Source organism: Methanoculleus nereidis (assembly GCF_032944295.1).
Classification (GTDB): domain Archaea; phylum Halobacteriota; class Methanomicrobia; order Methanomicrobiales; family Methanoculleaceae; genus Methanoculleus; species Methanoculleus nereidis.
This window is the reverse complement of sequence record NZ_JABFFQ010000008.1, coordinates 65526-85789: the sequence shown is the minus strand read 5'-3', so window position 1 is coordinate 85789 and position 20264 is coordinate 65526. Positions and strand designations below refer to the sequence as shown.

The 20264-nt window shown below is 61.6% G+C and carries 17 protein-coding genes; 10 read left to right on the top strand and 7 right to left on the bottom strand.

Translation table 11 applies throughout. The annotated features are described in order from the left end of the window. Positions 1-21: 21 nt before the first annotated feature. From HL657_RS10290 to argF, 4 genes are read left to right on the top strand one after another with little or no spacing between them, the layout of a single operon-like run. Positions 22-522, top strand: a complete 501-nt coding sequence (locus HL657_RS10290; protein WP_317296782.1) for a CDP-2,3-bis-(O-geranylgeranyl)-sn-glycerol synthase — start codon at positions 22-24, stop codon at positions 520-522. Continuing rightward, positions 516-1028: an orotate phosphoribosyltransferase gene (gene pyrE, locus HL657_RS10285; protein ID WP_317296730.1), complete on the top strand. Its 513-nt coding sequence runs from the start codon at positions 516-518 to the stop codon at positions 1026-1028. Before HL657_RS10290 ends, pyrE begins: the two co-directional genes overlap by 7 nt. A gap of 26 nt (positions 1029-1054) precedes the next feature. Continuing rightward, positions 1055-2347 (top strand): phosphoribosylamine--glycine ligase, encoded by a 1293-nt coding sequence (purD, locus tag HL657_RS10280; RefSeq protein WP_317296729.1) that lies wholly within the window; start codon positions 1055-1057, stop codon positions 2345-2347. Further along, entirely contained in the window at positions 2344-3273 is a 930-nt protein-coding gene (gene argF, locus HL657_RS10275; protein WP_317296728.1) for an ornithine carbamoyltransferase, read from the top strand. The genes purD and argF overlap by 4 nt, the downstream gene beginning before the upstream one ends. Positions 3274-3825: 552 nt before the next feature. Here the strand turns inward: argF and HL657_RS10270 are convergent. Both HL657_RS10270 and HL657_RS10265 read right to left on the bottom strand, forming a co-directional pair. Beyond that, positions 3826-4059, bottom strand: a complete 234-nt coding sequence (locus HL657_RS10270; protein WP_317296727.1) for a hypothetical protein — start codon at positions 4057-4059, stop codon at positions 3826-3828. A 13-nt stretch (positions 4060-4072) separates the two neighbouring features. Then, positions 4073-5569 carry a methanogenesis marker 14 protein gene (locus HL657_RS10265; protein ID WP_317296726.1) on the bottom strand — a complete coding sequence of 499 codons (1497 nt, stop codon included), beginning with the start codon at positions 5567-5569 and terminating at the stop codon, positions 4073-4075. Between the two features lie 323 nt (positions 5570-5892). On the opposite strand from HL657_RS10265, the gene HL657_RS10260 reads away from it, so the two are divergent. Then, positions 5893-6297 (top strand): pyridoxamine 5'-phosphate oxidase family protein, encoded by a 405-nt coding sequence (locus tag HL657_RS10260; protein WP_317296725.1) that lies wholly within the window; start codon positions 5893-5895, stop codon positions 6295-6297. Positions 6298-6306: 9 nt separating this feature from the next. Here the strand turns inward: HL657_RS10260 and HL657_RS10255 are convergent, their stop codons facing one another. Continuing rightward, positions 6307-7494 carry an argininosuccinate synthase gene (locus HL657_RS10255; RefSeq protein WP_317296724.1) on the bottom strand — a complete coding sequence of 396 codons (1188 nt, stop codon included), beginning with the start codon at positions 7492-7494 and terminating at the stop codon, positions 6307-6309. A 419-nt stretch (positions 7495-7913) separates the two neighbouring features. Here HL657_RS10255 and HL657_RS10250 point away from each other — a divergent pair, with 419 nt between their 5' ends. The 3 genes from HL657_RS10250 to HL657_RS10240 all read left to right on the top strand — a co-directional run bounded on the left by HL657_RS10250 (position 7914) and on the right by HL657_RS10240 (position 11282). Continuing rightward, positions 7914-9188 carry a quaternary amine ABC transporter ATP-binding protein gene (locus HL657_RS10250; protein WP_317296723.1) on the top strand — a complete coding sequence of 425 codons (1275 nt, stop codon included), beginning with the start codon at positions 7914-7916 and terminating at the stop codon, positions 9186-9188. After that, on the top strand, positions 9175-10020 hold the full coding sequence (locus HL657_RS10245) for an ABC transporter permease (protein WP_317296722.1): 846 nt from the start codon (positions 9175-9177) through the stop codon (positions 10018-10020). Before HL657_RS10250 ends, HL657_RS10245 begins: the two co-directional genes overlap by 14 nt. 389 nt (positions 10021-10409) lie before the next feature. After that, positions 10410-11282: a glycine betaine ABC transporter substrate-binding protein gene (locus tag HL657_RS10240; protein WP_317296721.1), complete on the top strand. Its 873-nt coding sequence runs from the start codon at positions 10410-10412 to the stop codon at positions 11280-11282. 514 nt (positions 11283-11796) lie between these two features. Here the strand turns inward: HL657_RS10240 and carB are convergent. Both carB and carA read right to left on the bottom strand, forming a co-directional pair. Beyond that, positions 11797-14967, bottom strand: a complete 3171-nt coding sequence (carB, locus tag HL657_RS10235; protein WP_317296720.1) for a carbamoyl-phosphate synthase large subunit — start codon at positions 14965-14967, stop codon at positions 11797-11799. After that, positions 14967-16022: a glutamine-hydrolyzing carbamoyl-phosphate synthase small subunit gene (carA, locus tag HL657_RS10230; protein WP_317296719.1), complete on the bottom strand. Its 1056-nt coding sequence runs from the start codon at positions 16020-16022 to the stop codon at positions 14967-14969. Before carA ends, carB begins: the two co-directional genes overlap by 1 nt. A 145-nt stretch (positions 16023-16167) precedes the next feature. Here carA and HL657_RS10225 point away from each other — a divergent pair, with 145 nt between their 5' ends. Together HL657_RS10225 and HL657_RS10220 are read left to right on the top strand one after the other, a co-directional pair. Next, positions 16168-17052, top strand: coding sequence for a flavodoxin family protein (locus tag HL657_RS10225; protein WP_317296718.1), 885 nt, complete (start codon positions 16168-16170; stop codon positions 17050-17052). Positions 17053-17080: 28 nt separating this feature from the next. Then, a complete protein-coding gene (locus HL657_RS10220) occupies positions 17081-17425 on the top strand; it encodes a hypothetical protein (RefSeq protein WP_317296717.1) in 345 nt (114 codons plus the stop codon). Here HL657_RS10220 and HL657_RS10215 read toward each other — a convergent pair. Both HL657_RS10215 and ilvD read right to left on the bottom strand, forming a co-directional pair. After that, a complete protein-coding gene (locus HL657_RS10215) occupies positions 17422-18003 on the bottom strand; it encodes a carbonic anhydrase (protein WP_317296716.1) in 582 nt (193 codons plus the stop codon). The two genes, HL657_RS10220 and HL657_RS10215, sit on opposite strands and share 4 nt — an antisense overlap. Before the next feature lie 325 nt (positions 18004-18328). Further along, positions 18329-19972, bottom strand: a complete 1644-nt coding sequence (ilvD, locus tag HL657_RS10210) for a dihydroxy-acid dehydratase (RefSeq protein WP_317296715.1) — start codon at positions 19970-19972, stop codon at positions 18329-18331. Positions 19973-20264: the final 292 nt, after the last annotated feature.

Genomic DNA, 20264 nt, shown 5'->3' with positions numbered 1-20264 from the left:
GGGCTTGCAGCGCTGTGGATCATGATTCCGGCATACGTACCGAACTCAGCGGCTGCTGTTTTCGGCGGCGGGACACCCATCGACTTTGGGAGAACGTTTTCCGACGGGAGAAGGATCTTTGGTGACGGTAAGACATACCGGGGGTTCATCGGAGGCGTGCTCTCAGGGGTGCTGGTGGGTCTCATCGAGATCTGGGCCGCCTCCGCCTTCAGCCTGGGCGCTCTTCCCCGGCAGACGTTTCTCTCTATCACCCTGCTCGCGATAGGCGCACTTCTCGGTGATCTCGCCAAGAGTTTCCTGAAACGGAGGCTGGGTAAAGAGCAGGGCGAATCCTGGTTCCTGGCAGATCAGTACGATCTGGTCATCGGTTCCTTCCTGCTTATCCTCCTGGTTTATCCCCAGTGGTTGTTTGAGAATATCACCTTACCCATTGCTGTCTGGATCGTCGTCATGACACCACTCCTTCACCGGGTGGTGAACATTATCGGTTATTACATCGGAGTTAAAGAGGTACCATGGTAAATTCTATCGCGACACTGCTACTCGAGAGCGGAGCCATCGAGTTCGGAGATTTTGTCCTCGCATCAGGAGCCCGGAGTCCTTACTACATCGACATCAAAGCCGCAACAACGAAGCCTGCCATCCTTGCAGCGATCGGAAAAGCCATTGCCGAAGGTTGGGAGTTCGATATGGTGGCCGGGGTGGCAGTCGGCGCCGTACCGATCGCCGTCGCCGTCTCGCTCGCGAGCGGCAGGCCGTACGCGATCATCAGGAAAGAAGCGAAGGATCACGGCAAAGCCGGGACAATCATCGGCGACGTGAGCGGCAGGAATGTGCTGCTGGTCGAGGACGTGACCACGTCCGGGGGAAGCGCCCTTTACGGTCTTGAGGCGCTGCGTGCCGCCGGCGCGCACGTCGACCGGGTAGTGACCGTTGTTGACCGGGAAGCCGGCGCTCATGAGGCGCTTGCAGAGAAAGGCGCATCTCTTCTTGCGCTTGTGCGGGTCAGCGAGCTGCTGAACGGATAAACATTTTTTAAGAGCAGGCGAATATGATGGATATGAAAGTACTCGTTGTAGGTGGTGGTGGCAGGGAACATGCGATCACCAGAGCGCTTTCCTGCAACAGTGATGTGCGAATTTTTTCTGTCATGGCACGCAAGAACCCGGGGATTGCCCGGCTCGCGGAACGGGTGCTCCTTGAAAAAGAGACTAATATCGAGAAAATAATACCATTTGCCGTCGATTGCGGGGTAGATGCCGCGGTCATCGGGCCGGAGGCGCCCCTTGAAGCAGGCATCGTCGATCACCTCGAAGCGGCGGGGATACCCTGCGTGGGGCCGACCCGGGCCGCGGCCCGGCTTGAGACGGACAAGGCGTTCTGCCGCCAGCTGATGGAGCGGCACGGGATCGCAGGGTGTCCGGAATACCGGGTCTGCCACGATCCGGAGGAGGCACGGCGGTTCATCGAGGCCTACGATGGCGATCTTGCCGTCAAACCCATCGGCCTTACCGGTGGAAAAGGCGTGCGGATCATGGGCGAGCACGTCGATGTGGCGGGGGCGGTCGAGTACTCCCGGGAGATCGGGGGAGACATCGTGCTGGAAGAGCGGCTCATCGGGGAAGAATTTACGCTTCAGGCGTTCGTCGATGGCAAGCATCTGGTGCCCATGCCACTCGTGCAGGACCACAAACGTGCATACGAGGGGGATGTGGGGCCGAACACCGGCGGCATGGGCTCATACTCTCTGCCGGACCATATGCTCCCCTTTGTCACCTCCTCAGACTACGAGAAGGCGCTCCGGATCATGGAAGATACGGTCGCTGCCATCCGGGACGAGGGAACGCCGTACCGGGGGATACTCTACGGCCAGTTCATGAACACCCGCGACGGCCCAAAGGTCATCGAGTTTAACGCCCGCTTCGGGGACCCTGAGGCCATGAACGTCCTCTCGCTCCTGGAATCAGACTTCGCCGGGATCGTTCGCCATATCATCGAGGGCGACCTCTCGCCATCACACGTCCGGTTCGCTCATAACGCGACGGTCTGCAAGTATCTCGTCCCCGAAGGATACCCGGAGGCCCCTGCGGCCCACGAACCACTCGTCCTTGGCGACTACGGCGACGCTCTGCTCTACTACGCAAACGTAGAAGAACGGGACGGAACACTCTATACCCTGACGTCGCGGACGCTCGCGTTCGTCGGGAGGGGCGAGACGCTTGAGGAGGCTGAAGCAATTGCCGAGAAAGCGGCATCTTCCGTCTCAGGAAGCGTCTTTTACCGCAGGGACATCGGCACCCAAAAGATCCTCGAGAAGCGATGCCGGCATATGAAGGAGATTGCATGAAGAAGGATTTTCTCTCGATCACCGATATCGACGAGTACGAACTTGAGAACATCATCGCCGACGCGATGCATCTTAAAAGGCTGAAGTGTGCAGGGACCGCGCATGAATACCTGAGAGGAAAGAGCCTCGGCATGATCTTTGAGAAGGCGTCCACCCGCACCCGGGTCTCGTTCGAGGTGGGGATGTCCGACCTTGGCGGCCACGCACTCTTCTTAAATCCCCAGGATATGCAGCTCGGGCGGGGGGAAGAGATCCGGGATACGGCACGGGTGCTTGCCCGCTACGTCGATGCGGTGATGATCCGCGCCTACAGCCACGACGCCATCGAGGAGTTCGCTCGCTACTCGTCCGTCCCGGTCGTCAACGGGTTGTCCGACCGCCTGCACCCCTGTCAGGTGCTCTCCGACATCATGACCTTGAGCGAGCGGTTCGGCGACCTCCGGGACCTGAAACTCGCGTGGGTCGGGGACGGCAACAACGTCTGCAACTCGTGGATCCTCTCCTCGGCCCTGACAGGGATGGAGATCGTGGTCGCGAGCCCCCCGCGTTACCGGCCGAAGGACAAAGTTGTCGGTCAGGCGCAGGCGGCAGGGGGCAGAGTCAGCATCGTCAAGGACCCGGAGGAAGCGGTCAGGGACGCAGACGTAATCTACACCGACATCTGGGTATCCATGGGGGACGAGCAGGAGCGCTCCGAGCGCCTGCAGGCCCTCAAAGGCTATACAATAGACTCCCGCCTTCTTGCACGGGCATCACCCGACGCTCTCGTAATGCACTGCCTCCCCGCCCACCGGGGAGAGGAGATCACCGATGAGGTGATGGAAGGGCCGCAGAGCATCGTCTGGGACCAGGCCGAGAACCGGCTCCACGCGCAGAAGGCGCTGCTGATGCGGCTGATTGCGGGCGGGATGACGTCGGTCGATTAAAACATCGCTGCAACTGTTCCGCCCAGGGTTCGATGGGTGAGATGGGTTATCCGGCCGGGGGGTCATAGCATTCCCTGGTGGAGGGAGCCCGTCCAAGGATTTTTCAGGGTTCTACGCACCTCGAACTATCGGTGCTCAAACTCTGCTCTTACTGGAACACCGCCTATTCCCATACACGGCTTTCCAGTGGATATCGCCACGCACTGCCCCCGCCCCTCGGGCGGGGGAGGAGCGCGAAGCGCGGGTGGGGTGGGGGTTACAGAAGTCTCTGTATGTAGTGGAGACAGGGGAGGGGGGCTGCACCCCCCTCCCCGTCAGCCCCTCCCCCAATGGCGATACTCCCACGGTCCAGTGCACCGGGCGGTGTTCCAATAAGACCAAATTTCTAAAAAATCCTTGGACGAGATTTTCCTGCCAGGAAGGCCCCGGAATGCCCTCAAGCAGCCCCCGTGCGGCAACTCCCTCTCATACCACCACCCCGGCTTACACCGCGCACCCCGGAGCCATGCCCCACACCGGCAATCCCCGGCGCACAAACAAAAAAAGATGCAGTTATTCCGCGACGAACTCTTTGAGCTGCTCAAAAAGGTACTTCTGCACCTCTTCGACGACCTCTCTCTTCCCGCGGAACGCAATCAGTTCTCTCGCGTCTCCATCCATGTTCGCAAACGCCATCCTCTGTTGCCGCCGGACCACCTCCACGTCGAACTTATCGACGACATCGTAGATCATCCTGCGGGGCACGCCCGGGGGAACGAGCATATCGTAGAGTTCTTCTTCAGCCATGGTTACCAGATCCTTACTTTCCTATTTTGATCCGGCGAGACATAATACATGGCCCTCCCCGCACCCCGCCGAGCGGAGCCTTCGGTTTCCCGAGAGAATTCATGCACCTGCCCATCAGTGCCGCCCCCCGGGCAAGGCCGTCGTCGACAAAGACCAGATGGTCGTTCGGGGTGTCGTAGAGGTTCCGTTCCGTTACGCCCTTGAGGATATACTCGGGCTTCCTCCCCGAGATCGCCGCCCGCCCGGTGAACCCGATCGACGAGTTCGGCGGGACCATCCCTCTCTCGACGGCGACATCAATGAGCCGGAGCGCCATCCTCGCGCAGACCAGGTCGACGACCTCGGTCAGCATGCCCATGCCGTGCTTCTCGTGAATCTCGCGCCCGATCGCCTCGAGATCCGGCATCTCGCTGCCGTTGACGCCCGAGTCGCACCCGATGAGGGCAACGCCCGACCTGTCGGCCACCTCCGCGCAGACCGGGACCCGCCCGAACCTTGTCCGGTCGGGCGGGACGATCCGGATATCGATGTGCTCGTGGCACCGGTCGACGTACTCCTCGACGACGGAACGCTTCCTGCCCCCGAACGTGCCCTTGATGCTGTGGTCGCCGAAGAGGTCGAGAGCCGTCCCCGTCCGGCCCTTTACGAGCCCGGTGCCGCGGACGATCGCATCCGGTATGGCACCTGCAAGCCCGCAGAAGTTCCCGACCGTCTGGGCGAACGGGTTCGGGTTATCGCGGGCGACGTCGCTCGTGATCCGGCCGTCGAGCGTTGTCCCGAAGTCGATGGATATGCAGGGGTTCCGGAAGTCGACCGCCGTCCATTTAGCGCCCTCCTTGATGCCTGCCATCGCAAGTTCGCCTTCCATCTCGTTTGCCACCATCTCGACACCCGTACACCCGACCGGCGGCACGACGCCGGCCACCGCACCGACGAAGACCAGACGGTCGGCAAACGAGAACTGCCGGAGTTTTGGGGGGAGGTTGTCGATCGACATCGGCGGCGTCATCTTTCGCGGGGGAACCCCCGCGGCGAGGCAGCCGTTTGCAAGGGCAATAACGAAGTCTCCTACCTGGTCGGGAGAGTCCATCGCCGCCACGACACCGGTGCTCCTGACAACGAAGTCCAGGTCGTCCTTGATGCTCAGGTGAGCGTCATTATGGCACTGAATCAGGGTGTCGCGCACCAGTTCCGTAACCGACTCCCGCGTCAGCTCCGTACCGTCCAGGGTTTTTCCGAAGATGGTTTCGCCCGGTAATGGCTGCCGGACATCCCGGCTCATGGTCACGGTCTTGTTGATGACATAGGACCTGCCGGTTTCGAGATTCGTGCCGGTCAGGATGCACTTTGTCGTGGTATTGCCCATCTCAACAGACGCCACGATAAAGTAGGGCTTCACCCGGTACTCGGGAACACCCGTGCCCGGCCCGTGGGAGAGCGATGGCGGAGGCGGGCTTTCGACGATATGCGGTGTAGGTTTGAAAAAGCGCTCCAAAAAGCGGGCACACATAGTAGTCTTTTCCTCGTCTCCCACTTTATATCTTTCCATGCAACCATATGGTGCCCGGAACCCGGAGAACCGGCGGAACCCCGCAAGAAGTTGTCCTTGCGGTCAAGGAGCGGGATGCCGGCTTCCTGAGTCGTTTATGGCTATTCAGACGGCAGTTTGATGGTTGAGGCATGCGGTTACATGCCGGGAGCGGTCATCGCAAAACGCCCGGCCCTGCCGGTTCCAGCAGAGCGCTTATATATCGATAGCACGGATAACCACATTACCGGACTGGTTGCGGCGCTTCGTCGCGCCCGTTCCGCTTCCAGGGAGAGGTGAACCGTATGGTTGCGCTTTCAGGTGAGATTAAGGAGATATTTACCAAAACCAAAGTCATGCCAATGGCCACGGCGTCAAAGAGCGGCGTCCCGAACGTGGCACCGATGGCATCGATACAGCTCGTCGCTGACGACACCGTCTGGATCATGGACAATTACATGGTAAAGACGCTGGATAACCTCAAAGAGAACCCTGTTGTGGCCCTCTACTTCTACGACCAGGATACCAAGCGCTGCTTCCAGGTGAAGGGCGACACGGAGATCAAGACGTCCGGCCCCGATTACGAGAAGTTCCGCGACCAGGTGAGGACGAAGGGCCACCAGTACCCGGCGAAATCGCTCATCGTCATCAAGATCACCGACGTCTTCGAGTGTACGCCGGGAAAAGAAGCCGGGAAGAAGGTGCTGTAGGCACCTCCTTCAACATTTCTTGAGGTTTTTAAGCAGGCGTGCCTGCAGGCCGAAGTAATTCGAGAACCCGACGGCGTGGTTCTGGTCGAGCGTCGTTGAGTCGAAGGAGACAAGGTCGTCGGAGTAGAGCGCTTCGTCCGAGCTCCGTCCAAGCACCTTCACGCTGCCCTTATAGAGGCCGACGTCCACGGTGCCGCTCGCGCGCTCCTGAGTCGTGTCGATGAATGCATTGAGCGCGTGGAAGAGCGGTTCGTGCACGAGCCCCATGTAGGCGAGCTCGGACCACTTATCGTCGACAATGCGCTTGAACGCAAGCTCCGAGCGGGTCAGGACGAGGCGTTCGAGATCGCCGTGCGCGGCAAGGAGGACGGTCGCGGCCGGGTGCTCGTAGATCTCGCGGGCCTTCAGCCCGAGGATTCGGTCCTCGACCATATCGTTGCGGCCGACACCGTTCCTTCCGGCGATCCGGTTCAATTCCCGGATCAGGGCAAGGCCAGGCAGCCTCTGCCCGTTGAGAGCGACCGGTATTCCCTTCTCGAACTCGATACGGATCTCCTCCATCGTGTCGGGCGCATCCTTTGGCGACACCGTCCAGGCGTAGATGTCATCGGGCGGGTGGAAGGCCGGGTCTTCGAGTTTGCCGCCCTCGATGCTCCGGCTCCAGCAGTTCTCGTCGATGCTGTAGGGCTTGTCCTTCGCCACCGTCACCGGAACGTTGTGCTCCTGTGCGTAGCAGATCTCCCACTCGCGGGTCAGGTTCATCTCGCGCATCGGTGCAATGATATCATACCCTGCGGACCTGAAGATGAAGTCGAACCGGAGCTGGTCGTTTCCTTTGCCGGTGCACCCGTGCGCAATCATTGACGCGCCTTCCTGCTGTGCAATCTTTACGATCTCTTCGGCGATCAGCGGGCGGGCAAGCGCCGTGCCCATCGGGTACCCCTCATACGACCCGTTCGCCTTGATCGACGGGAAGAGGCAGTCCGCTACGAACTTCTCCTTCGCATCGATGGTGTAGTGGTTGTCCGCAAGCATCCGGCCTTTCTCAGTTGCCCGGGTTATCTCCTCCTCGGGCTGGCCCACGTCGACTGCAACGGTGACGATCTCGTCGAACCCGTAATGCTCGCGCAGGAGGGGAATACAGATGGAGGTGTCGAGACCTCCCGAAAATGCTAGGACGATTTTTCCCTTTTCCATGGTACTGATCTCCGCGTTCCTCCCTGCCTCACGGCAGGCTGGAGTAATCTACAATGATATGACCTTTCATCCAATAAAAGAAATGGTATGGACGGACGCACCGGCAGGAGGCCCGATCATTCCCTGGTTTTATGCCGGAGGCCAGGACGCGGAGGTCTCGGAGGCGCTGCCGCGGCGATCGCGCGAACCCGGCGCCTGCCTGCGCGGCCGGTGTCACCGGGGACAGGGAGGAGATCCCGGAACCGGAAGAATGGACACTATAGAGAAAATTATCGGCACAATATAGATAAATCGCAGAATACTGGACACCTATACAACCCAGCGTTAAAAAAACGTTAAAATGACTTAAAAATGAAAAGCGTCCAAAAGTATGGGATTTTTAAGGAACCCGAAAATTTAAAGCGGATAACATAGAATACGTGAAGCTGGAGGAGTCCGCCATTTTTGAGAAGATACCCATAGAGGACACAACCATAGAGAACACAACATCGCTGCAACCAATAATCAGCGTAAGGAACCTGACCAAGGTATTCGGCCAGAATTGGGAAAGGGCACTGGAACTCCATAGTTCAGGCCGCACGAAGGACGAAATCTACGAGGAGACCGGATCGACGCTGGCCCTCGATGACGTCTCGTTCGATGTCATACCGGGCGAAACATTCGTCCTGATGGGGCTGTCCGGGAGCGGGAAATCAACGCTCCTGCGCTGCATCAACCGGCTTATCGAACCAACCGAGGGCGAAATACTGCTTGACGGCGAGGACATCGTCGGCATGGGCCAGGAAGAACTCCGAGAGACCCGGCGAAGCAAGCTCGGGATGATCTTTCAGAGTTTCGCTCTCCTCCCGCATAAGACGGTTCTCGACAACGTCGCCTTCGGCCTCGAGATCCAGGGCGTTCCGGCGGAAGAACGGCACACGAAGGCCGAAGAAGTGCTCCAGATGGTGGGGCTCGGCGGTTACGGGGGAAGCATGCCCGACGAACTCTCCGGCGGCATGAAGCAGCGTGTCGGGCTTGCCCGCGCGCTCACCAGCGACCCCGACATCCTCCTGATGGACGAGGCGTTCAGCGCCCTCGATCCCCTTATCCGCAGAGACATGCAGGACGAACTTCTGGACCTCCAGCAACGGCTCGGCAAGACGATCATCTTCGTCACCCACGACCTCGACGAGGCGCTGAAACTCGGCGACCGCATCGCCCTGATGAAGGACGGTGCGATCGTGCAGGTCGGCACACCGGAGGAGATCCTGACAAACCCCGAGAACGCCTACGTCGAGAAGTTTGTCGCCGACGTCGACCTCACGAGGGTTCTCACGGCAAGCGAGGTGATGCGCCGCCCCGAGCCGGTCGCCCAGTGCACCGCGGGCCCGAGGGTTGCCCTGCACCTCATGGAGGAGCACGATATCCCGGGGATATTCGTGATCACGCGCCAGCGCATGCTTCGTGGGCGGGTGACGCTCGACGCCGCCGCCGAGGCCGTCAAGAAGGGCAAGCAGCTCGCTGACATCCTCATCACCGACGTTCCCATCGTGGCTCCCGATGCATCGCTTTCCGACATCATATCGCTGATCGTCGAGAGCCCCTACCCTGTGGCGGTGGTGGACGATACCGGCAGGCTCAGGGGTGTCATATCGCGCGGCGCCATACTCGCCGCTCTGGCAAGAAAGGGGGAGGATGTCAATGCAACTGCCTAAATTACCAATTGGAGACGCCATCGAAGCGCTCGTTGACTGGATCGAGCAGTACTTCGGCTGGCTGCTCGACGCCATTAGCGCAGCGCTCGGGTTCCTCATCGGCGGGTTGCAGGATCTCCTGCTCGCCATACCGGCACCGATCCTGATCATCCTCGTAAGCGTGCTGGTCTGGTTTGTCACCCGGCGCGACATCAAACTGGCAGGGCTCACCGCGCTCGGCCTGTTGCTGATCTGGGACCTGCAACTCTGGAACCTGGCCATGCTCACCCTGGCGCTCGTCCTCGTCTCAACGATCGTCGCGCTCGTGATATCGATCCCACTCGGGATCGCAGCCGCAGGAAGCGACACGATCAATGCAGCGCTCCGGCCGGTCCTCGACTTCATGCAGACGATGCCCTCGTTCGTCTACCTCATCCCCGCCGTGATCTTCTTCGGCCTCGGGAACGTGCCGGGCACCATCGCAACGGTCGTCTTCGCGATGCCGCCGGCGTTGCGCCTCACCAACCTCGGAATTCGACAGGTGCCGATCGAACTGATCGAGGTCGCGGACGCCTTCGGCTCCACGGCCCAGCAGAAACTTCTCAAGGTGCAGCTCCCGGTTGCGCTTCCCACCATCATGGCCGGGGTGAACCAGTGCATCATGCTCGCCCTCTCCATGACCGTCATCGCATCGATGATCGGTGCCGGAGGGCTCGGCTATCAGGTGCTCGTGGGCATCCAGCGGGTGGATATCGGCATGGGGTTCGAGGCGGGGCTTGCCATCGTGATCATCGCGATCATCCTCGACCGGATCACACAGAACCTCGTGCCGCAGCGCAACGAGAGGCAGTGACCGGGAAAGGCGGATCGGATCTCACACTTTTTCACGTGTTTCCCGGAAATCAAACAACGGCAGAACGGCGACGTCGTCGGCGCATCGAGAATTATTTCCTGACTATACGCACTTCAAAATTAAGTTTCAAGAAGGCTCCGTTCTTCAAACCGGACCCGCAAAACCTATATACGGTTAGGGCCATAAGTTGACTGGTCAAAATCTGGCCGTTTTGCCCTGGGGTGCAAACACGCCAGGAGTGGCATGTATCGCCACCTCTGCTCTATGTCCGGTCTGTCGGCAAATCGCCGTCCCGGACAGTTCGTGAGAACCCGGAACCCCACACAGCCGGGTTATGAATGTAATCTGCCTGCCTTCTGGCGGGACAAAAATCTACAAGGTGAAATATTATGGTTCGAAAGATTGGAAGCCTGCTCGCACTGATGGGCTTAATTCTGACGCTCTGCCTCTTCTCTGCCGGCTGCACCGGTACGGAGCCGGCCGAGGCAAAGGAAGTCAGTATTGGGTACGTCACCTGGGACTGCGCCATCGCGAGCAGCAATGTAATGAAACAGGTCTTTGAAGAAGCAGGATATAATGTCGAGATGGTCGCAGTGGATGCGGGACCGCTCTTCCAGGCTCTCGCCAGCGGAGACGTCGACTTCACGACGACCGGATGGCTCCCCCACACCCACGAGCACTACTGGGAGCAGTACGGCGACCAGATCGATTACGTCAATGAAAACATCCCCGGTGCGGCACGTATCGGGCTTGTCGTCCCGACTTACGTGACCATCGACTCGATCGAGGAGATGAACGACGTCGCCGATCAGTTCGACGGCAGGATCATCGGCATCGAGCCCGGTGCGGGCATCATGACCCGGACCGAACAGGCCATCGATGAGTACGGTCTCAACTACGAGCTGGTTGCGAGCAGCAGCGGCGGCATGGCGGCGGAGCTGGGTTCCGCCATCAACAATGAGGAGTGGGTCGTGGTGACCGGATGGTCGCCGCACTGGAAGTTCGGCCGCTACGACCTCAAGTTCCTCGAAGACCCGAAGGGTGTCTACGGCGGGGCCGAGGATATCGTGACCCTCGCGCGGCAGGGCCTGGCGGAAGATGATCCGGAGGCCCACGGCATCCTTGAGCGGTTCGAGTGGACCAACGAGGATATCGCGTCGGTCATGACCGATATCGCGGGCGGCATGCCTGAAGAGGAGGCCGCACAGAAGTGGGTCGATGCCAACCGCGACACGGTCGATGTCTGGCTCGGGAACGCATAACCCCCTCTTTTTTTCAGCACGCGTTATACGCTTCGCGTACCCTGTTGGCTTGCTATCTGGCGGCCCCCACTCTTCCCTAGCACTTCTCCCCCGCCATCCTTGCAGGAGGATTTATGAAAGGGTTCGTGAGGTGAACTCCCCTGTCTCCATTAGTGAAGAGATGTGTAGCCATGACGATACTGGGTGGAAAGCCGTATCCCGGCGGCGAGCCGGAACCCGGTTCATTCCCAGCATCTCCCCGTGCAGTGGACCGTGGGAGACTCGCACCTTTGGTGCTCGAACTCCGCCTGCCCTTCGGGCACGCATCGTTTATCGCCACAGGGGGAGTGGGACTGGCCGAAGGGCAGGAGCATGAGCACCGTTAGGTGCGAGTGCGATGCTCCGAAGGAGCAGAGCTAGAGCACCGGAGGTGCGAAGCCGGTGGGAAGCCATGCACGGTTCCTCTCCAAAGTCTCCCCGTGCTTCCGGCGAGAGGCTATGAAGTTCGATAGAAAAAGAGTGCGTGAGGGGCGAATTACGCCAGCCCGTGGTAGTGGCCGAGCGGCTCGAGGGTGATCTCCTCGCGCTTGATGGCATCGATCGCCATCGCGGCTGCCCGGGCCGCCTGGAGCGTGGTGATGTAGGGTATGCCGTAATCGACGGCGGCCCGCATAATCTGGATGTGGTCCTGCCGGGACGCCTTGTCCGCCGGGGTGTTGATGATCAGCCGGATGCTGCCGGAACGCATCGCATCGATGACGTTCGGGGAGCCTTCCTGGACCTTCCGCACAAGGTTCGCCTCGACACCGTTCTGGGTGAGGAAGTCGACCGTCCCGCTCGTCCCGTAAAGCGAGAGGCCGAGCTGGCGGAGCTTCCGGGCGACCGGCAGGAGTTCCTCCTTCTGCTCGTCCGTCACCGAGATGAAGACGTTTCCCGTCGTCGGCAGGGTGTTGTCCGCGGCGGTGCATGCTTTGTAGTAGGCACGGCCGAAGTCGTAGTCGATCCCCATCACCTCGCCGGTGCTCTTCATCTCCGGGCCGAGGACGGTGTCGACGCCGGGGAGCTTGTTGAAGGGGAGGAGCACTTCCTTCACTGCAACGTGTTCGATCTCGGGCTCGGCGACACCCATATCGGCAAGTTTCCGGCCCACCATCACCTTCGCCGCGATCTTCGCGAGCGCGATGCCCGTCGCCTTCGCGACGAACGGCACCGTCCGGCTCGCACGCGGGTTCGCCTCCAGCACGTAGAGCACGTCGTTCTGGACGGCATACTGGATGTTGATCAGCCCGACGACCCCGAGGCCGAGGGCGATCTTCTTTGTGTAATCCCGCACCCGCGCGATCACCGAGGGGGAGAGGGACTGCGGCGGGATGACGCAGGCCGAGTCGCCGGAATGGACGCCGGCCCACTCGATGTGCTCCATGATGCCGCCGATCAGGACGTCCGTTCCGTCAGAGACTGCGTCGACGTCGATCTCGACGGCGCCCTGGAGGAACGAGTCGATCAGCACCGGGTGCTTCCGGCTCACCCGGACGGCCTCCTTGATGTAACTCTCGAGTTCGGCCTCGTCGTGGACGAGTTCCATCGCCCGACCCCCGAGGACGTAGGACGGCCTGACCAGCACCGGGTAGCCGATCTCCCCGGCCATCTCCCGCGCCTCCTCCTCGGAGTAGGCGGAACTGTTCGCCGGGCTCGGGATACCAAGCCGGGTGAGCAACTGGCTGAACCGGTCGCGGTCTTCCGCCGCGTCCATGGCGTCGGGCGACGTGCCGAGGATCTTCGTCGGGAGATCGAGGCGTTTGATCTCCGCTTCCAGCGGCACGGCCAGGTTCACCGAGTTCTGGCCGCCGAACTGAACCATGACGCCGTAATAGTCGTCCTTCTTGAGGATGTTCACGACGTCCTCAAGCTGCATCGGCTCAAAGAAGAGCCGATCGGAGGTGTCGGCATCGGTCGAGACCGTCTCGGGGTTGTTGTTGACGATATGGACCTCGATCCCCTCTTCCTCGCGCAGCGCCATCACCGCGTGGACGGTGCAGTAATCGAACTCGATCCCCTGGCCGATCCGGATCGGCCCGGAACCGAGGATCAGCACCTTCTTCGCGCCGTCCCGGGAGAGCTCGCACCCCCCCTCCCAGGTAGAGTAGAAGTAGGGCGTCGTCGCCGGGAACTCGGCGGCGCAGGTGTCCACCATCTTGTAGGTCGGCGTCCCGGAGAGCGCCTCGATCTCGGCGCCGGTCTTCTTCGTCAGCGCCAGGAGGTCTTCGTCCGAGAAACCGTAGCGCCGGGCGGCCCTGACGTCCTCCGGTTCGAAATCGGTCTCGAGTTTCCGCTCGAGGTCGACGATGTTCTTGATCTTTTCAAGGAAGAACGGCGTGATCGCCGTGAGTTCGGCAACCTCCCTGACCGTGAACCCCTCGCGGAAGGCATCGAAGAGGCACCCGAACCGCTCGTCCGTCGGGGACGTAAGGATCATCCGGATCTCACTTGGGCTCGTGTGCCGCTGCATGTCGTTATCGAGCGACCGGAGCGCCTTCTTGAACGCCTCCTCGACCGTCCGCCCGATCGCCATGACCTCGCCGGTGCTCTTCATCGCCGTCGTGAGCGTCCGATCGGCCGACTTGAACTTGTCAAACGGCCACCGCGGCACCTTCACCACCACGTAGTCGATTGCAGGCTCGAAGGATGCCGGGGTGACGCCGGTCACGGTGTTCATGATCTCGTCGAGCCGGAGCCCGATCGCGATCTTTGCCGCAACCCGGGCGATCGGGTAGCCAGTCGCCTTGGAGGCGAGCGCGGACGACCGCGAGACCCGGGGGTTCACCTCGATGATCCGGTAGTCGCCATCGCGGTAGGCGAACTGGATGTTGCACCCACCCTGGACATCGAGCGCCCGGATGATCTTTATCGCGGCGGTCCGGAGCGTCTGGAACTCGTCGTCCCGCAGGGTGAGGATGGGCGCGACGACGACGCTCTCGCCGGTGTGGATGCCCATCGGGTCGACATTCTCCATGCCGCAGACGATGATGCAGGTATCGGCCGCGTCCCGCATCACCTCGAACTCGATCTCCTTCCACCCGGCGACGCTCTCCTCCACCAGAACCTGGTGGATACGGGAGCGGGCGAGCCCGATCTCGATGATCCGCCGCATCTCTTCAGGCGTGTGCGCCACGCCGCCGCCGGAGCCGCCCAGGGTGTATGCCGGCCGGAGGATCGCCGGGAGACCGACCTCGCGGATCGCCTCGTCGATCTGGTTCATGTTCTCGAGGATCATGCTCCGGGGGACGGGTTCGCCGATGGCGTTCATCAGGTCGCGGAACTGTTCCCGGTCTTCGCCCCGGTAGATCGCTTCGAGCGGCGTCCCGAGGATCTCGACGCCGTCGAGAGCACCCATCTCCGCGAGTTCCGCGGTCATGTTGAGGCCGGTCTGGCCGCCCATGCCGCTCAGGATCCCGTCAGGCTTCTCTTTTGCGATGATCTTCGCGATGAGTTCGGCCTTCAATGGCTCGATGTAGATGACGTCCGCCGTATCAGGGTCGGTCTGGATCGTCGCGGGGTTCGAGTTGACGAGAACGACCTCGACGCCCTCCTCCCGGAGCGCGCGGCAGGCCTGCGACCCCGAGAAGTCGAACTCGGCCGCCTGCCCGATCTGGATGGGGCCGGAACCGATGATGAGAACTTTCTTGATATGAGATTTCTTCGGCATTATGGAATCTCCCTGTATATGCGGTCAAAGAAGTGCATCTCCGTATCCCGGGGGCCGCCGTGCGCCTCCGGGTGGAACTGGACGCAGGTGACGGCAAGATCGCGGTTCTCGAACCCCTCGACCGTGCCGTCGTTCACGTTCCGGTACGAGACCGTGCAGCCTTCGGGCAGGGTCTCATCGTTCACCGCGAACCCGTGGTTCTGCGTCGTGATGTAGATGCTCCCGTCCTTGTAGCGGACCGGCTGGTTCGTCCCCCGGTGTCCGAACTTCATCTTGTAGGTCTCGGCGCCGAGCGCGAGGGCGGCGACCTGGATGCCCATGCAGATACCGATGACCGGCACCTCGCCGGCAAGATCCCGGACGCACCGGATGGCGTGCGTCGCCCTCTTCGGGTCGCCGGGACCGTTGCTGATGAAGAGTGCATCGGGCTTTGCCGCCATCACCTCGTCCGGTGCGGCGGTGTTCGGGAAGACGTGGATATCCGCGCCCCGGTGGCCGAGGCTCTCGAGAATGTGCCGTTTCACCCCGAGATCGATGACGGCGATCCGCTTTCCGGTCCCGGCGACCTGGTAGGGCTCAGCGCAGGAGACGCTCCCGATGAGGTCGACTTCACCGATCGGGGAGACGGCCCGGGCGCGCCTGACCGCTTCTTCGGCGTCGTCGCTGCCGACGATGAGCGATGCCCTGAGCGTGCCGACCGTCCGGGTCTTTATCGTCAGGCTGCGGGTATCGACGCCCGATATCCCAAAAAGGCCGTTCTCTTCAAAATAGTCTGCAACCGAGGGTCGTGCGGCGGGCACCGCGGCGATCTCACGCGCGACGCAGCCCCGCGCATGAACCATTGGACTCTCGAAATTCTGCTGATCTACACCATAGTTCCCGATGAGGGGATACGTAAACATCAAAATCTGTCCGGCATAACTGGGGTCAGTCAATGCCTCCATGTAACCGGTCATCTGCGTCGTGAAGACGAGTTCGCCGGAACATGTCCCCTCAACGCCAAAACCATCCCCTACAACAAATGTTCCGTCTTCAAGACCCAGAACCGCCTTCATGAATTACCATACCATGTGGATCAGATTCCTTATTAACGGTAATGACAGATCGAACGCCCGCCCCCGCACCTCTGCAGAAAACCCGAAACGGCGGGCTCCCGGATACCCGAAATATTGAAGCCGGCAGGGCGTGAGATGACACACAATGAGCGAGAGCGCGGCAGAGAAGATCCAGACCATCGAGACGCCCGAGGGGACTTTCACGCTCAGGCTTGTCCAGGACGACCTGGGAGACATCTACCCGGGCATGATCCGGTATACCGTCGATGTTCTCCGCGGGACCGAGACGGTCTACACCTACGCGATCAACACCTACGAGAGTGCACCCGAGAGCTCCCTCTTCGACACCCGGAAGGCGGCGGAGATCGTCTTCGCCCGGCTCGCGCACGACGTGGCGTCCCGCCCCCATCTCTACACCCGGCCGCGCGTCTTCACCCGCCCGCTCCCGGGCACCGGCACGGCCGACGTCGTCATCCTGCAGGGGAGCCCGCGCCGGTTCGGCAACTCCGCGAAGGTTGCGTCGTGGTGCGACGACGAGGCCACACGGGCCGGCCTCACATCCCGGGTCTTCTACCTGCAGGAGATGGAGATCCGCCCGTGCATCGGCTGCTACGTCTGCTACGACCAGGGCTACTGCCCGGTCGAGGACGATATGCCCCCGATCATCCGCGCCCTTGAGTCCGCTTCCGTGGTCGTCGTCTGCACCCCGGTCTACACCGGTACCGTCCCGGCGGCTCTCAAGGCGGTGATGGACCGCTGCCAGTGGCTTCATGCCCGGGAGAAGGTACTGGGCAAGAAGGTCCACGCCCGGGGCCTGCTTGTCGCTGTCGCGGGACGGGGGGGGACCGAGCCGTTCATCTGCGTAACGCGCGTGGTGGGTATGTTCATGGAGAACCTGGGCATCCGTCCCGCCGACCCGGTGCTGATCGGCGACCTCGACCGGGTCCGGGACGTGGAAACGATCGGCGGGGTCGAAGACGACGTCCGGGCGGCTTTGCGTGCGCTGCTTGCTCCCCGAGACGAAGAATAATATAGCATTCGTCCCCCACCGATGATGCATGGCAGAAGTAACTGTTGAGATTGTCGGGTTTGCGGAATCCGAATGCGGCCCGTTTCCCTGCGACGAGACGAGATCCTGCGGCCTCGAGACCTGCTACCCCTCGAATAGCCTGATGGACGCTATCAGCGCCCTGCGTGACGAACTTCTCGCCGGGTACGGCGAGAAGGTCGAGGTGAAGACGACGCTGATCGACGAGGAGGTGCCCGACTATATCAGGGAGATCATCGAGGAACGCCATCCTCCTATCCCGATCATCCTGATCAACGGCAGGCTTACGTCGATCGGGAGGGTTTCGCTCAACCTGATAAAAGAAGAGATTGATTATGCCCTTGAAGAGTCCTAGAATATCTTCGTCAGCTCGCCGGTTGCAAGGTCGAAGTACAGGCCATGAAGTTTGACCCGCCCTTCTTTTTCCGCGGCCCTGACCGGCGGGTAGGTGCGGAGGTGCTCGAGCTGCAGGGCGACGTTCTCGGTCTCGATGAGACGCAGCCGGTTCTTCTCTTCTTCGGGGTTCTTCGGCGCAGGGATTCTGGCATCGACCCGGCGTTTTGCCTCCATCGCGTTATTCAGCCAGAGCGGGACATACGCATCCTTGCTCTCATGGTCCAGCGCCTTTATGGCGCCGCAGTCCGAGTGCCCGCAGATGACGATATCCCCGACCTTGAGGTGGTTGACCGCATATTCGAGCACGGTCGCGAAGTTCCAGTCGTGAATCGGAACAATGTTGCCGATGTTGCGCTGCACGAAGATTTCCCCGGCTTTCGCGCCGGTGATGCGCTCGGGGTTTACTCTTGAGTCGGAGCATCCTACCCAGAGGACCTCCGGGTGCTGGGCCGACACCAGCGGAGCGTAATGCTCTGGATCTTTTGCGAAATCTTCCTCCAGGAAGCGCTTGTTGCCATCAAGAAATTTCTCTATCATCCGTATACTCCGTAAGGCTGATATGGGCGACCGTCCCGGACGGGTGCGCCTGAAAAGGGGATTATGCCCGGCTGTTTAAAAATATGTATGGCTTGAGATTGCGGCAAGATGAGCCGGGAAAAAGAACAGCGTTCCAGCCCGCAATGGGGCCTGACACATCGGATCATCCCTGTGCATCAACGCTCAAATCGGGTGTTCGGGGTACCGAATGCACCACGCGTTGCAATAAACCCATATAACCAGGGATTTGTGTTAATGATAACAGATTGTTTACCGGGGCCACGGTGCCGGTGAGGAACATGCGCTCCCCGCCAAAAAAGGAAGGTTACCTCTGGACGGCGCCGAGGTTCGCCTGCTCGACGGTCCGTGCATACCGGGCAAGCACGCCGGTAAGCTGGCGCGCCGGCGGTTTCCAGGCCCGGCGCCGTTCATCCAGGACTTCCGGCTCGACAGAGAGGTCGAGGCGTTTTTCGTAGAGGTCGATCGCGATCTCGTCGCCGTCCTCCACGAGGGCGATCGGCCCGCCGACCGCGGCCTCGGGCGCGATATGCCCGATGCAGGGGCCTCGGGTGCCGCCCGAGAAGCGACCGTCCGTCACCAGGGCGACCCGGGCGTAGCCGAGCCCCATCAGCGCGGATGTCGGCGAGAGCATCTCGGGCATCCCGGGTCCTCCTCGCGGTCCCTCGTAGCGGATCACGACGACGTCGCCATCCGTGATCTCGCGGTGGATGATCGCCTCCATCGCGGCATCTTCACCGTCGAAGACCCGTGCCGGCCCCTGGTGCCGCCACATCGCCTCCGGGACGGCGGCGCACTTGACAACGGCGCCGTCGGGGGCGAGCGTTCCCTGCACGATCTTCAGGCCGCCGGCGGGGCTGACCGGGGCGTCGGCCGTCTTGATAATGTCCGGGTCGGCGACCCGTGCGCTTTTCGCGATCTCGAGGATCGAGCGGCCCGAGACCGTCGGGGAGTCGTCGAGGTAACGCTCGAGCATCGCGAGGACCGCGGGGATGCCTCCTGCCCGGTGGAGGGCGAGCATGGAGTGCGGCCCGCCGGGCTGCATGTGGCAGATGTGCGGCGTCTTCTCGGCGACGGTGTTGAAGGTCTCGAGGTCGAGGGGGATGTCCGCCTCCCGGGCGACGGCCATCAGGTGGAGCACCGTGTTCGACGATCCCCCGAGCGCCATGTCCACCCGGATGGCGTTCGCGAGACTTGTTTTTGTGATGATGTCCCGCGGGCGGATACCCTCCCGGACGAGACCGACCGCTCGCTCACCGCTCTCCCGGGCTATGCGGAGCTTTGCCGCATCGACCGCAGGGATGGCCGCACACCCGGGGAGGGAGAGGCCCAGCGCCTCGGTCACGCACGCCATGGTGTTTGCGGTATAGAGCCCCTGGCAGCTGCCGCATCCGGGCATCGCCGCGCACTCGAGTTCCCCGAGTTCCTCCTCGCTCATCGTGCCGGCGGCGACGCGGCCCACGCCCTCAAAGACGTCGATGAGGGAGAGTTCGCGGCCCGCCGCGTAGCCGGGGAGCATGGGGCCGCCGGTGACGACGATCGCCGGGATGTTGCAACGCACCGCCGCCATCAGCATGCCGGGGACGATCTTGTCGCAGGTACAGACGCAGACCAGGCCGTCGAACCGGTGCGCCTCGACCATCAACTCGACGGCGTCGGCGATGTTCTCCCGCGAGGGGAGGGAGTAGCGCATTCCTTCGTGGCCCATCGCGATCCCGTCGCAGATGCCGATGGTCCCGAACTCGAACGGCACGCCGCCCGCGGCCGCGACACCCTCCTGCACCCTCTGCGAGATCGACCGGAGGTGAAGGTGCCCGGGGACGATGTTGTTGTACGCGTTCGCTATCCCGATGAAGGGCTGATCCATCTCACGGTCGGTGACGCCGAGCGACCTGAGCAGCGCCCGGTTCGGAGCACGCTGGTAGCCAATCTTTACCGTCTCACTCCGCATGGTAATCCTCGTATGAGAATACGCGCGTGGGGAGAAAAGAGTATTCCGGTTGTCGGGTGTGGTGCAGGGGGAAGGAGGGGATTTTTCCTGCACGACGGGGGCGAGTGATATCCCATGTTTGAGAACGCTTACAACGCACACCCTTCAAATGCTCGTATTCTACGGTCAAGCGGACCCGGACACGGATTTCTGGCGGATATCGCCACGCACTGCCCCCGCCCCCCCAGGGGGCGGGGGAGGAGCGCGAAGCGCGGGTGGGGTGGGGAGTACAAGAAACCCTTGGTATGTGGAG

Excerpts from the sequence above, each read along its gene's own strand:
- HL657_RS10290 (WP_317296782.1), top strand. The coding sequence starts at position 22 with ATGATTCCGGCATACGTACCGAACTCAGCGGCTGCTGTTTTCGGCGGC.
- pyrE (WP_317296730.1), top strand. The coding sequence starts at position 516 with ATGGTAAATTCTATCGCGACACTGCTACTCGAGAGCGGAGCCATCGAG.
- purD (WP_317296729.1), top strand. The coding sequence starts at position 1,055 with ATGGATATGAAAGTACTCGTTGTAGGTGGTGGTGGCAGGGAACATGCG.
- argF (WP_317296728.1), top strand. The coding sequence starts at position 2,344 with ATGAAGAAGGATTTTCTCTCGATCACCGATATCGACGAGTACGAACTT.
- HL657_RS10270 (WP_317296727.1), bottom strand. The coding sequence starts at position 4,059 with ATGGCTGAAGAAGAACTCTACGATATGCTCGTTCCCCCGGGCGTGCCC.
- HL657_RS10265 (WP_317296726.1), bottom strand. The coding sequence starts at position 5,569 with ATGTGTGCCCGCTTTTTGGAGCGCTTTTTCAAACCTACACCGCATATC.
- HL657_RS10260 (WP_317296725.1), top strand. The coding sequence starts at position 5,893 with ATGGTTGCGCTTTCAGGTGAGATTAAGGAGATATTTACCAAAACCAAA.
- HL657_RS10255 (WP_317296724.1), bottom strand. The coding sequence starts at position 7,494 with ATGGAAAAGGGAAAAATCGTCCTAGCATTTTCGGGAGGTCTCGACACC.
- HL657_RS10245 (WP_317296722.1), top strand. The coding sequence starts at position 9,175 with ATGCAACTGCCTAAATTACCAATTGGAGACGCCATCGAAGCGCTCGTT.
- HL657_RS10240 (WP_317296721.1), top strand. The coding sequence starts at position 10,410 with ATGGTTCGAAAGATTGGAAGCCTGCTCGCACTGATGGGCTTAATTCTG.
- carB (WP_317296720.1), bottom strand. The coding sequence starts at position 14,967 with ATGCCGAAGAAATCTCATATCAAGAAAGTTCTCATCATCGGTTCCGGC.
- carA (WP_317296719.1), bottom strand. The coding sequence starts at position 16,022 with ATGAAGGCGGTTCTGGGTCTTGAAGACGGAACATTTGTTGTAGGGGAT.
- HL657_RS10225 (WP_317296718.1), top strand. The coding sequence starts at position 16,168 with ATGAGCGAGAGCGCGGCAGAGAAGATCCAGACCATCGAGACGCCCGAG.
- HL657_RS10220 (WP_317296717.1), top strand. The coding sequence starts at position 17,081 with ATGGCAGAAGTAACTGTTGAGATTGTCGGGTTTGCGGAATCCGAATGC.
- HL657_RS10215 (WP_317296716.1), bottom strand. The coding sequence starts at position 18,003 with ATGATAGAGAAATTTCTTGATGGCAACAAGCGCTTCCTGGAGGAAGAT.
- ilvD (WP_317296715.1), bottom strand. The coding sequence starts at position 19,972 with ATGCGGAGTGAGACGGTAAAGATTGGCTACCAGCGTGCTCCGAACCGG.